Raw genomic sequence first — 12686 nt, forward strand, 5'->3', positions numbered from 1 at the left:
CCCCCCCCCCCCCCCCCCCCCCCCCCCCCCCCCCCCCCCCCCCACGACGGGCGGCTACTGAAGCGGAAGCAGGATGTCCTTCACCCGAGGGTCGGTGGCGAGGAATTCCTGCACCGCAGGATCCTCGAATGCGGCAACGAGGTTCTTGATGTTGTCGCTGTCCGCCCACCGGCTGCCGATCGTCAGCTGTCCGGCGAACTCGTCCGGTGCCGGCGGTGCGAAGATCTGCTTCTCGACGGGGATGCCGGCCGCGAGGTAGTACTCCGTATAGCCCACTGCGGCATCGAGATCCGGCAGTGCCCGCGACTGCGCAGCGAAGTCCAGCAGCGTGAACTGCAGGTTCTTCGGGTTTCCGGCGATGTCCTTCTGCGTGGCCGTCGACTTGTCCACCGCGGGGTCGAGTGTGATCAGGCCGGCTCGTTCGAGCACCCACAGACCCTGGGCTTCGTTGGCCGGATCGGAATAGAGCGAGACCGTTGCGCCGTCCGGCAGTTGAGCGGGGTCGGAGTATTTGTCGGACCACAGTCCGAAGCCCCACCTGAACACCGGAGTCGCCGCTTCCTCCTGGAAGTCGGGGTTCGATTCGAGGACCTGCCCGAGCCACAACTTGTGCTGGTAGACCGTGGCTGCCACCTCACCCTCGCTCACCGCGCGGTTGATGGTGTTGCTGTCTGCGAGTCCGCGGAACGCGACCGAGATGCCGTACTTGGGGGCGACCTGATCGGCAACGAATTCGACCAATGCCTGCTCGGACGCATTGCCCTCGGCAGTGGCGACGACGAGTGTTGCGCCCTCGGTCTCGTTGGCCGAGGCGGTATCGCCGAAGAACGCGATGCGGACAATCACGGCCAGGGCGATCAGCAGCACGACTGCAGCGATGATCCAGGGAGCTTTTCGACGGTTCTTCAGCTCGAAGCCGTGCGCTTCGATGGACGTTGTCATGGTGGAGTGGACCTTTCGAATGTGGTTCAGGCAGTGCGCAAGGCGCGCTGATGCGGAGTGGTGTAGCGAACGAGTGCATCGCCGACGAGTTGGACGGCCGCGACGGTGAGAATCAAGATCACGATCGTGGCGATCATGACGGTGTGATCGAAGCGTTGGTATCCGTATGTCACTGCGACATAACCGATTCCGCCTGCGCCGATGGTGCCGGCGATGGCCGAGTATTCGATCATCGCAATGACGTTGATGGTCAGTCCGCCGATGATCGACGGCACAGCTTCGGACAGCTGCGTCGTGGTGACCTGCAGCGTGGAACCGCCCGACGCTCGGGCGACGTCGACCACCGACGTCGGAACCGAGCGCAGCGAATTCTCGACGATGCGGGTGAAAAATGCGATGCCCGCCAACGACATCGGTACCACCGCGGCCGCGATGCCGATGTTGGTTCCGGTGATCCAGCGAGTGACCGGAACCAGGGCGGCCATCAAGATCAGGAACGGCAGCGACCGTCCGATGCTGACGATCCAACTGATCGGCGCATGCAGCACCGGGTTCTCGAACAATCCCCCGGACCCCAGGTTGAACAGCACCGCGCCGAGAGGGACACCGACGATCACCACGACGAACATCACGATGCCGACCATGGTCAGTGTGTCGCCGAGTGCGGGCAGCAGCAGGGCGGGCAGTTCGTCGACGGGAACCTTGTTGCCGGCGGCCAGAATTGCGATCACGACGCGGCCTCGAAAATCGGCTGCTCGGTGAGTGCAGAGCCGGACAACCCCAGAGCTTTGAGTACACCGGAGACCCGTCCACACAGGTGGGCACCGATCCCGAGCGAGGCGCTCCCGACCGTCACGCCGGCGACAACCTGGACCGATGCCCCGAGTAGGGCGACCGGCGCGCCCAGATCCTGGCTCAGCCGCGTGATCCAGTCCTGCGGAACATCGGGCGAGTCGTAAGTGACGTGCCAGTGCACGTCACCTGCCGCAGCCACTGCATCGTCACGGCGTGGACGTAGCTCGTTACCGAGCGCCGACGTGTGCTCGGTCAGCAGATCGACCAGCTTTCCGGATTCGACGATGCGTCCGTGATCGAGTCTGGCCACCGAATCTGCAGCTCGGAGAACAGTATCCATCTCGTGAGTGATGAACACGATGGCGAGATCGAGGTCGCGGCGAAGTTCGCGCAGCAATTCGACCACCGATTCGGTGGTCTGCGGATCCAGGCCGGAGGTTGCCTCGTCCGAGAGCAGGACCGATGGCCGCAGGGCCAACGCTCGCGCAATTCCCACCCGCTGACGCTGCCCGCCCGAGAGCTGAAACGGATACCGAGCTGCTTTGTCGGACAGACCTACTCGGTCGAGGAGCTCCCCCACCCTTTTCGCCGTCTCCGACTTGGTGGCCCCGAGAAACTCCAGCGGCAGGGCGACGTTCTCCGCGACCGTTCGACGCGACAGCAGGCTCGACGACTGAAATACCGTGCCGATCCGGCGACGTGCGACCCTGAGCTGCTGGGCGTTCAACTGCGCCAGGTCGTCTCCGTTGACTATCACCGAGCCCGAGGTGGGCCGGGTCAGCAGGTTGATGCATTGGGCCAGCGTGCTTTTGCCGGCACCACTGGGGCCGACGACGGCCAGAATTTCGCCGGACTGCACCGTGAAATCCAAGCGGTCGAGTACGACGGTTCGGCTGTCCCCCGTCCCGTACGTCTTGGTCAATTGCGCTATTTCGATCATGCTCCGACGCTTCTTTCGCTGATGTGACTGCGCAACACTGAGCTATCGGAGCGCGGCTGACCAGCTATCGACTCATCACGATCCGAACTGTTCCCACCAACCTGGGTCGTCGGTAGCGTCGCACCGCTGTCGATATCGAAGACAGGTCGCCCCGCCGAAGGAGTTCCCCGTGTCACGCGAGATTCGTTTCAATGCCTTCGACATGAATTGCGTCGCGCATCAGTCCCCCGGGCTCTGGCGTCACCCGCTCGATCAGTCGTGGCGATACAAGGAACTCGGCTACTGGACCGACCTGGCCAGACTGTTGGAACGCGGCTTGTTCGACGGCCTGTTCATTGCCGACGTTCTCGGCACCTACGACGTGTACGGCGGAAATCACGATGCTGCCATCCGGCACGGCGCGCAGATTCCGGTGGCGGATCCGCTGCTGCTCGTCAGCGCACAGGCCGCGGTCACCGAGCATCTGGGGTTCGGTATCACCGCGGGCACCGGCTTCGAGCATCCGTACCCTTTTGCACGTCGGCTCTCGACACTCGATCACCTGACCGATGGCCGGATCGGGTGGAACGTGGTGACCGGATATTTGCCGTCGGCGGCTCAGAACATGGGCCACGACGACCAGTTGAAGCACGACGATCGTTACGACCACGCCGACGAGTACCTCGAGGTGCTCTACAAGCTGTGGGAGGCGTCATGGGACGACGACGCGGTGGTCCGCGATCGCGAGACCGGTGTGTTCACCGATCCGGCCAAGGTGCATCGAATCGGCCACCGCGGCAAGCATTTCACGGTGCCTGGAATCCATCTGGCCGAGCCGTCGCCGCAGCGGACGCCGGTGATCTTTCAGGCCGGCGCGTCGCCGCGTGGCGTACGGTTCGCGGCGCAGAATGCCGAAGCGATCTTCGTCGGCGCACCCACGAAGGAGATTCTGGCGCAGACGGTTTCGAACATCCGTCGAGCACTGCGCGACGCCGGCCGCGATCCGTACTCGGCACGGATCTATCAGCTACTCACCATCGTCACCGACGAGACTTCAGAACTCGCCCACGCCAAGCACGACGAGTATCGGTCGTATGCCAGTGCCGAGGGCGCGTTGGTGTTCATGTCGGGCTGGATGGGCGTCGACCTGTCGCGCTATGCGCTGGACGAGCCGCTCGGCAATGTCGAGAGCAATGCGATTCAGTCGTTCGTCGCGTCGTTCCAGTCGATCGGGGCCGACGGTAAGGAATGGACGGTGCGCGATATCGCCGAGTGGGGCGGCATCGGTGGTGCCGGCCCGCGCATCGTCGGCTCCCCCGGCGAAGTCGCAGATCAACTGCAGGAGTGGGTGGACGAGACCGACATCGACGGATTCAACCTTGCGTACGCCATCACCCCGGGGACCTTCGAAGACGTCGTGCAGTATGTCGTCCCCGAATTGCAGCGTCGGGGTGTCTATCGCACCGAATACACGCCGGGCACTCTGCGTCACAAGCTCTTCGGAAGGGGTGATCGGCTGCCCGGGGAACATCGGGCGCAGCAGATCGTGCGAGAGGTTCGGTCGAGCCGGGCATGGAGATGATGGTGGGCGCAGAGGGGTTCGAACCCCCGACCGCTGGTGTGTAAAACCAGAGCTCTACCGCTGAGCTATACGCCCGTGTACCGGTGGCCTGGGGACAACCCCGGCCACCGGAACGCTTGGAGAAATTTATCGTGTCTGATCTCTAACTACAATTCCGCAGGTCAAGACACCTGTGCGAGTGCTTCGGCCCACGATGAACTGTCTCGGGCTTCCCCGGGTCCGTTCATCTCTGCGAATCTGATGATTCCGGACTTGTCGACCACGAACGTTCCGCGATTGGCGAATCCGGCGCTCTCGTTGAAGACGCCGTACGCCTGAGCCACTTCACCGTGTGGCCAGAAATCCGACAGCAGCGGAAAGGTGTAGCCCTGTTCTGCGGCCCAGATCTTGTGAGTCGGAGGCGGACCCACCGAGATCGCCAGGACCGCGGTGTCGTCGTTCTCGAATGTCGGTAATTCGTCGCGCACTCGGCACAGCTCGCCCTGACACGTGCCGGTGAAAGCAAGTGGATAGAACACGAGCAGAACGTTTTTCACGTTCCGGTACGACGACAACGTGACCAGTTGATTGTTCTGGTCCTTGAGGGTGAAGTCGGGCGCTTCCGCGCCAACCTCGATCGGCATCTAGAACCGTCTTCCTGTGTCGAGCATCTCCCCTACCGCTTGGTCGCGGGAGTCTTGGGCTGAACCAATCGACTTCCGATCCAGTCGCCGAGGTTGGCCGCAGAGGTCTGCGTCAATCCTGCGGTCGGGGCGGATTCGGCAATCTCGCTGGGTTCGACGTGACCGGACATGCCGGTCTTGGGGCTGAGGACCCACACGATGCCGTCGTCCGAGAGCGGACCGATCGCATCCATGAGTGCATCGACCAGGTCACCGTCTCCGTCGCGCCACCACAGCAGCACTACGTCGATCACCTCGTCGGAATCCTCGTCGAGGGTCTCCCCACCGATCGCATCTTCTACGTCGGCGCGCAGATCATCGTCGGTGTCCTCGTCCCAGCCCAGCTCTTGAACGACCATGTCGCGAGTGATGCCAAGTTTCTGAGCGTAGTTCTGAGCGTCCGCCGCGGCGACCACGGTGGTGACCTCCTTGAATTGTGGGTGCAGTAGACAAAGCGAACAGGGTCGAAGCCGTTCGCGCAAGCTGACCGCGCCGAAATTGAGTACATAAATTTCTACTGGTGGGTATTGGACCTCTGTACTACCAGAACCAACGAGATGCGGCAGGATTGGGGAGGAATCACGAGAACGAGGAAAGTAGACCGCCGTCACAGGGGCGGGTCTACCGGGACCGGGCGCCACACCGAGCGTCCGCCACATTGAGGAGTGCACACGTTGTCCGAAGTGAACAGCGGCGAACGGCAGAACACATCGTCTGCAGGCAAGAAGGGCTCGGACGGCCGGGTCCGCGTCATCCGTGAGGGTGTCGCGTCGTACTTGCCCGATATCGACAACGACGAGACCAACGAATGGATCGAGTCGTTCGACGGCCTGCTGGAAAGGTCCGGACCCAACCGCGCTCGCTACCTGATGCTCAGGTTGCTCGAGCGCGCCGGCGAGCGCCGCGTCGCGCTGCCGTCGCTGACGTCGACGGACTACGTCAACACCATCCCCACCGAGAACGAGCCGTGGTTCCCGGGCGACGAGTCGATGGAGCGCCGCTACCGCGCCTGGATCCGCTGGAACGCGGCCATCATGGTGCACCGCGCGCAGCGTCCCGGCGTCGGCGTCGGTGGACACATCTCCACGTACGCGTCCTCCGCAGCGCTCTACGAGGTCGGCTTCAACCACTTCTTCCGCGGCAAGGATCACCCCGGCGGCGGAGACCACATCTTCATCCAGGGACACGCCTCCCCCGGCATCTACGCTCGCGCGTTCCTCGAGGGCCGCATTCCGGCCGAGCGCATGGACGGCTTCCGCCAGGAGGCCAGCCACGAGACCGAGGGCGGCGGCCTGCCGTCGTACCCGCACCCGCGTCTGATGCAGGACTTCTGGGAGTTCCCGACGGTATCGATGGGCCTGGGCCCGATGAACGCCATCTACCAGGCTCGCTTCAACCACTACCTCAACGACCGCGGCATCAAGGACACCACCGATCAGCACGTGTGGGCCTACCTCGGCGACGGCGAGATGGACGAGCCGGAATCACGTGGACTTGCTCACGTGGCCGCCACCGAGGGTCTGGACAACCTGACCTTCGTCGTCAACTGCAACCTGCAGCGTCTCGACGGCCCGGTGCGCGGCAACGGCAAGATCATTCAGGAGCTCGAGTCGTTCTTCCGCGGTGCGGGCTGGAACGTCATCAAGGTCGTCTGGGGCCGCGAGTGGGATGCATTGCTCCACGCGGACCGCGACGGCGCGCTCGTCAACCTGATGAACACCACGCCCGACGGTGATTTCCAGACCTACAAGGCCAACGACGGCGGCTACGTTCGCGATCACTTCTTCGGCCGCGATCCGCGCACGAAGGAGCTCGTCAAAGATCTGTCCGACGACGAGATCTGGAACCTCAAGCGCGGTGGCCACGACTACCGCAAGGTGCACGCTGCGTACGCGGCTGCGATGTCGCACAAGGGCCAGCCGACGGTCATCCTGGCGCACACCATCAAGGGCTACACCCTCGGCAAGCACTTCGAGGGCCGTAACGCCACGCACCAGATGAAGAAGCTGACCCTCGACGACCTCAAGACGTTCCGCGATCTCCAGCACATCCCGATCTCCGACGAAGAGTTGGAGAAGGATCCGTACATGCCGCCGTACTACCACCCCGGTGCGGATGCTCCCGAGATCCAGTACATGCTCGATCGTCGCAACAAGCTCGGTGGCTTCGTTCCCGAGCGTCGGGTGAGCGTGAAGCCGTTGCCGCAGCCGGGCGACGACACCTACAAAACGCTCCGCAAGGGCTCGGGCAAGCAGGAAGTCGCCACCACAATGGCACTCGTGCGCGTCATGAAGGAGTTGTTGCGAGACAAGGAGATCGGCCACCGCATCGTGCCGATCATCCCCGACGAGGCCCGCACGTTCGGTATGGACTCGTGGTTCCCCTCGCTCAAGATCTACAACCGCAACGGCCAGCTGTACACCTCGGTGGACTCTGAGCTGATGCTCGCCTACAAGGAGAGCTCGGTCGGCCAGATCCTGCACGAGGGCATCAACGAAGCGGGTTCCACGTCGTCGTTCACCGCGGTCGGTACCTCGTACGCCACGCACGGCGAGGTCATGATTCCGCTGTACATCTTCTACTCGATGTTCGGCTTCCAGCGCACCGGCGACGGCCTGTGGGCCGCCGCGGACCAGATGGCTCGCGGGTTCGTCCTCGGTGCCACCGCAGGACGCACCACCCTCACCGGTGAGGGCCTGCAGCACGCCGACGGTCACTCGCTGCTGTTGGCGTCGACCAACCCGGCGGCCGTGGCCTACGACCCGGCGTTCTCGTACGAAATTGCACACATCGTCAAGGACGGTCTGCGGAGGATGTACGGCGGCACCGAGGGTGTCGAGGGCTTCGGCGGCGAGAACATCTTCTACTACATCACCCTGTACAACGAGCCGTACGTGCAGCCGGCCGAGCCGGAGAACCTCGATGTCGAGGGTCTACTCAAGGGCATCTACCGGTTCGCTGCTCCGCAGGAGGGCGACGGACCCGAGGCGCAGTTGCTGGCGTCGGGCGTCGGCATGGTCTCGGCCCGCAAGGCCCGAGAATTGCTGTTCGAGGAGTGGGGCGTTCGTTCGGCAGTCTGGTCGGTGACGTCGTGGGGCGAGCTGCGCCGCGACGGCGTCGACGCCGAGCGGGAGTCGCTGCGCAACCCGGGTGCGGACAAGCGCGTTCCGTTCGTCACCTCTGCTCTGGCCGATGCCAACGGCCCGGTCATCGCGTCCTCGGATTGGATGCGTGCAGTACCGGACCAGATTCGCCAGTGGGTTCCGGGCGATTACGTCACTCTCGGCACCGACGGCTTCGGGTTCTCCGATACCCGTCCCGCCGCGCGTCGGGTGTTCAACGTCGACGCCGAGTCGATCGTGGTCGCCACGCTGTCCGCGCTTGCCGCATCCGGTGAGATCGACAAGTCCAAGGCCGTCGAAGCCGCGGATAAGTACAAGATCGACGACGTCACTGCAGCTCCGACGTCGTACGCCGATACCGGTTCGGCGTAGGTTCCACGCCTGTTCGGCCGACCCCCGTCCCACGTCGCGAAGCACGTCCGTCGCGATAGGGGCGGGGGTCGGGCGTAGGTTCTCCTTATGTCCGATGCGAAACCCGACCCTCCGGGCACCGCGTCCGCACGCGATGTGTCCAGGCGTGACGCCTATCGCGAAGCTCTGCGTGATTCCCTGACCCGTGACTCAGTGACGTCGGACAACGAGGTGCACCTTCCGGTCGCCTCACTGGCACCCTCCCGCCAGAAGCGCGATCCTCTGCCCGACGCCCTGCTGCGACGGGTCAAACAGTTCTCCGGCCGACTCTCCACCGAAGCCGTGACGACGATGCAGGGCCAGCTGCCGTTCTTCGGCGATCTGGATGCTGCGCAGCGTGCGAGTGTCCAGTTGCTCATTCAGACGGCCGTCGACAACTTTCTCGAATGGCTGAAGAATCCGAACAGCGATATTCGCTTCTCGCTCGATGCCTTCCAGGTGATTCCCCAGGATCTCGCCCGGCGCCTCACTCTGCGCCAGACAGTCGACATGGTCCGGGTGGCAATGGAGTTCTTCGAGCAGTGGCTCCCGGCTCTCGCCCGCAACGATCAGCAACTGGTGGCCTTGACCGAAGCCGTGTTGCGATACGGCCGCGAGCTCGGCTTCGCGGCCGCGTCGGTCTACGCCAGTGCCGCCGAGTCCCGTGGAGCCTGGGACACCCGCCTCGAAGCCCTCGTGGTCGACGCGGTCGTTCGCGGCGACACCGGCTCGGACATGCTGTCCCGCGCCGCCACGTTGAACTGGGACGCCACCGCGCCCGCAACGGTGCTGGTCGGCACTCCCCCGGAAGACCGGGGGGTGTCGGTGGTCGGAACCGTGCACGCCGTGGCGCAGAAGCACGGACGCGCGGCGCTGGCGGTGGTGCAAGGCACGCGGTTGGTCATGGTGGTCAGCGGCCAGATCACCGATTCGTCGGCCCACCACACGTTCATCGACGAGATGCTGCAGAACTTCTCCGACGGACCGGTCGTCATCGGTCCCACCACCCGCACGCTCGGTGCCGCGCACTCGAGCGCGGTGGAGGCATTCGCCGGGATGCAGGCCGTGGCAGGGTGGCGCGGTGCGCCGCGTCCGGTGCATGCGGGTGAGTTGTTGCCCGAGCGCGCGTTGTTGAACGACGGTGCGGCCATATCGGCGCTGAACGATCATGTGGTGGTTCCGTTGGCTGCGGCGGGCTCCGGCTTGGCCGACACGCTCGACGCCTATCTGGACTGTGGTGGCGCCGTGGAAACCTGCGCACGGCAGCTGTTTGTTCATCCAAATACGGTCCGCTATCGCCTCAAGCGCATCGCCGAGGTCACCGGTCGAGATCCCACCAACCCGCGCGATGCGTACGTGCTTCGGGTCGCGGCAACGGTAGGTAGGTTGGCTCGAACGCATCACGAACCGTCCCATTCCGCCCCATATGTCACACAGGTCACATTCGGCGAAGTGGTGACGTAACGCGGAACCACCGTCCGGCGATAGCTGATCCTCACGAGGCGATTTGTAGGGTTCCCACAAATTGCTTGTCGAGAGTTCATCGAGCGCGACATCACTGTTCAGCGGGTCGACAGTGTTCCCTTAACTCTGTGATTGCGTTGCTTGCGCCCGGTCAGGGCTCCCAGACTCCCGGCATGCTGCTGCCATGGCTCGAACTGCCCGGCGCAGCCGACCGATTGGCGCTGTGGTCCAAGGCGTCCGGCCTGGACCTCGTCCGTCTCGGCACCACGGCCACGGCCGAGGAAATCACCGACACCGCGGTGACCCAGCCCTTGGTCGTCGCATCGGCTCTGCTCGCTTTCGAGGAGATCGCAGCACGTGGACTGTTCCCCGAGGACGCCATCGTCGCCGGTCATTCCGTCGGTGAGCTCGCTGCTGCAGCGATCGCAGGAGTCATCTCCTCGGACGACGCTGTCTCCCTCGCCGCGGTCCGCGGCGCTGCGATGGCGAAGGCCTGCGCGCTCGAGCCCACAGGCATGTCCGCCGTCCTGGGCGGCGACGAGGCCGCCGTGCTCGCCCGACTCGAAGAACTGGATCTCGCCCCGGCCAACGTCAACGCTGCCGGTCAGATCGTCGCTGCCGGCCTGCTGACCAAGCTCGCCGAACTGGCCGAGAGCGCGCCCGAGAAGGCCCGGGTTCGCGCACTCCCGGTCGCCGGCGCATTCCACACCAAGTACATGGCCTCGGCGGGCGACACCGTTGCCGCAGCCGCAGCCGCCATCACACCGTCCGATCCGACGCGGACCCTGCTGTCCAACTCGGACGGTCAGCCGGTCACCTCGGGTGCCGACGCTCTCGACAAACTTGCCGCTCAGGTCACTCGCCCCGTGCGATGGGATCTGTGCAACGCCTACCTGCGCACCGCGCAGGTCACCGGACTTGTGGAACTGCCCCCGGCAGGCGCACTGGTCGGCATCGCCAAGCGTGAACTGCGCGGCGTCGCCAACCTCGGCCTGAAGACACCGGCGGACATTTCCGCACTGGCCGAGCTCGGATAGCTCGGCAGACCCACACCGCAGCCTCAGCGCTGCGGAACTACTTCCACTCCCAGAGTGGCAGAAATGCACAACCGCGTCTCGAAGCACATGACTTCGGCGTTCGACACAGAAGAGAAGGGACCCACAACAGTGGCCAGCCAGGAAGACCTCATCGCCGGACTTGCAGAGATCATCGAAGAGGTCACGGGCATCGAACCGTCCGAGGTGACCATCGAGAAGTCCTTCGTCGACGACCTCGACATCGACTCGCTCTCCATGGTCGAGATCGCAGTGCAGACCGAGGACAAGTACGGCGTGAAGATCCCCGACGAGGACCTCGCCGGTCTGCGCACCGTCGGTGACGCCGTCAACTACATCCAGAAGCTCGAAGCGGAGAACCCCGAAGCCGCTGAAGCTATCAAGGCCAAGCTCGACGACTCCGCGAGCGAGTGACACGGCCCATGACCAACCCATCCACCGCCAACGGACGCTTCCCCAGTGTCGTCGTCACCAGCCTCGCTGCGACCACGTCACTTGCGGGTGACGTCGATGCCACGTGGAAGGGTCTGCTGAACGGCGACAGCGGAATTGCAACTCTGGAAGACGATTTCGTCGCCGAGTACGACCTGCCGGTGCGGATCGGCGGACACCTCGCGGTGAACCCGCAGAGCCTGCTCTCACGGGTCGAGATTCGTCGCCTGAGCTACGTGGAGCAGCTGGCCACCGTGCTCGGTCGCGAAGTGTGGAAGAACGCCGGGACCCCCGACGTCGATCCACTTCGCCTCGGCGTATCGATCGGCACCGGCCTCGGAGGCGGCGATTCGCTGATCGACGCCAACGACAAGATGAAGGCCGGCGGTTACCGCAAGGTCTCGCCGCTCGCCGTTCAGATGGTCATGCCCAACGGCCCCGCCGCGGTCGTCGGACTCGAGCTCAAAGCGCAGGCCGGCGTCATCACTCCTGTCTCGGCGTGCTCCTCGGGATCGGAAGCCATCGCGCATGCGTGGCGGATGATCGTGATGGGCGACGCGGACATGGTCGTCACCGGCGGCGTCGAGGGATACATCGATGCTGTTCCGATCGCCAGCTTCTCCATGATGCGGGCGATGAGCACCAACAACGACAATCCGAAGGGTGCCTCACGTCCGTTCGACAAGGATCGTGACGGTTTCGTCTTCGGTGAAGCGGGTGCGCTCATGGTCATCGAGACCGAGGAGCACGCCAAGGCTCGCGGCGCAACGATTCACGCCCGCTTGCTCGGTGCCGGAATCACCTCCGACGGGTTCCACCTCGTGGCTCCCGACCCGGAGGGCAAGGGTGCCGCGCGTGCGATGCAACGCGCAATCGAGACCGCAGGCCTGCAGAAGTCCGACATCACCCACGTGAACGCACACGCCACGGCAACTCCCATCGGAGACACCGCCGAGGCGCTGGCGATCAACAAGGCCGTCGGAAATCACGCAGCGGTGTACGCACCGAAATCCGCTCTGGGCCACTCGATCGGTGCCGTCGGCGCCCTCGAGTCGGTTCTGACGGTGCTGGCAGTGCGCGAGGGAATCATCCCTCCCACACTGAATTTGGAGAACCAAGATCCCGAAATCGATCTCGACGTCGTCAAGGGCGAGCCCCGCGTCGGACAGATCGACTACGCGATCAACAACTCGTTCGGATTCGGTGGGCACAACGTAGCGCTCGCCTTCGGAAAGGCGTGATGCACTGAGTCGCTCATTTCGACTCAGCGAATCTCGCTCTTGCAGTGCATGATCCGAACCGGGGACCGTTTCTCGCAAACGG

General features: G+C 64.3%; 11 protein-coding genes and 1 tRNA gene. 6 read left to right on the top strand and 6 right to left on the bottom strand.

Annotated elements, in window-relative coordinates; genetic code table 11:
* Positions 1 to 54 precede the first annotated feature (54 nt).
* From ACFI9K_RS20625 to ACFI9K_RS20635, 3 genes are read right to left on the bottom strand one after another with little or no spacing between them, the layout of a single operon-like run.
* The gene (locus ACFI9K_RS20625) at positions 55 to 942 is read right to left on the bottom strand and encodes a MetQ/NlpA family ABC transporter substrate-binding protein (RefSeq protein WP_462665237.1); all 888 of its coding nucleotides are present in this window, start codon (positions 940 to 942) and stop codon (positions 55 to 57) included.
* Between the two features lie 26 nt (positions 943 to 968).
* Positions 969 to 1673 carry a methionine ABC transporter permease gene (locus ACFI9K_RS20630; protein ID WP_462665238.1) on the bottom strand — a complete coding sequence of 235 codons (705 nt, stop codon included), beginning with the start codon at positions 1671 to 1673 and terminating at the stop codon, positions 969 to 971.
* Entirely contained in the window at positions 1670 to 2677 is a 1008-nt protein-coding gene (locus tag ACFI9K_RS20635) for a methionine ABC transporter ATP-binding protein (protein WP_462665239.1), read from the bottom strand. Before ACFI9K_RS20635 ends, ACFI9K_RS20630 begins: the two co-directional genes overlap by 4 nt.
* A gap of 169 nt (positions 2678 to 2846) precedes the next feature.
* Here ACFI9K_RS20635 and ACFI9K_RS20640 point away from each other — a divergent pair, with 169 nt between their 5' ends.
* Entirely contained in the window at positions 2847 to 4238 is a 1392-nt protein-coding gene (locus tag ACFI9K_RS20640; protein WP_462665240.1) for an LLM class flavin-dependent oxidoreductase, read from the top strand.
* On the opposite strand, the gene ACFI9K_RS20645 is transcribed toward ACFI9K_RS20640, so the two are convergent.
* The 3 genes from ACFI9K_RS20645 to ACFI9K_RS20655 form a co-directional block, all read right to left on the bottom strand.
* Positions 4239 to 4313: transfer RNA gene (locus ACFI9K_RS20645), tRNA-Val, on the bottom strand. It lies immediately after the preceding gene.
* An 86-nt stretch (positions 4314 to 4399) separates the two neighbouring features.
* Positions 4400 to 4861 (bottom strand): peroxiredoxin, encoded by a 462-nt coding sequence (locus ACFI9K_RS20650; protein ID WP_462665241.1) that lies wholly within the window; start codon positions 4859 to 4861, stop codon positions 4400 to 4402.
* Between the two features lie 32 nt (positions 4862 to 4893).
* Entirely contained in the window at positions 4894 to 5316 is a 423-nt protein-coding gene (locus ACFI9K_RS20655) for a DUF3052 domain-containing protein (RefSeq protein ID WP_032379129.1), read from the bottom strand.
* Positions 5317 to 5574: 258 nt separating this feature from the next.
* Between ACFI9K_RS20655 and aceE the strand changes: the two genes are divergently transcribed.
* The 5 genes from aceE (at position 5575) to ACFI9K_RS20680 (ending at position 12604) form a co-directional block, all read left to right on the top strand.
* Positions 5575 to 8394: a pyruvate dehydrogenase (acetyl-transferring), homodimeric type gene (gene aceE, locus ACFI9K_RS20660; protein WP_222094287.1), complete on the top strand. Its 2820-nt coding sequence runs from the start codon at positions 5575 to 5577 to the stop codon at positions 8392 to 8394.
* Between the two features lie 87 nt (positions 8395 to 8481).
* Positions 8482 to 9876 (top strand): PucR family transcriptional regulator, encoded by a 1395-nt coding sequence (locus ACFI9K_RS20665; protein WP_462665242.1) that lies wholly within the window; start codon positions 8482 to 8484, stop codon positions 9874 to 9876.
* Positions 9877 to 10004: 128 nt separating this feature from the next.
* The gene (locus ACFI9K_RS20670; RefSeq protein ID WP_462665243.1) at positions 10005 to 10913 is read left to right on the top strand and encodes an ACP S-malonyltransferase; all 909 of its coding nucleotides are present in this window, start codon (positions 10005 to 10007) and stop codon (positions 10911 to 10913) included.
* A gap of 87 nt (positions 10914 to 11000) precedes the next feature.
* Positions 11001 to 11345 carry a meromycolate extension acyl carrier protein AcpM gene (gene acpM / locus ACFI9K_RS20675; RefSeq protein ID WP_052058428.1) on the top strand — a complete coding sequence of 115 codons (345 nt, stop codon included), beginning with the start codon at positions 11001 to 11003 and terminating at the stop codon, positions 11343 to 11345.
* 8 nt (positions 11346 to 11353) lie between these two features.
* A complete protein-coding gene (locus ACFI9K_RS20680) occupies positions 11354 to 12604 on the top strand; it encodes a KasA/KasB family beta-ketoacyl-ACP synthase (protein WP_032403883.1) in 1251 nt (416 codons plus the stop codon).
* Positions 12605 to 12686 lie beyond the last annotated feature (82 nt).

The organism is Rhodococcus sp. PSi06, assembly GCF_054960675.1.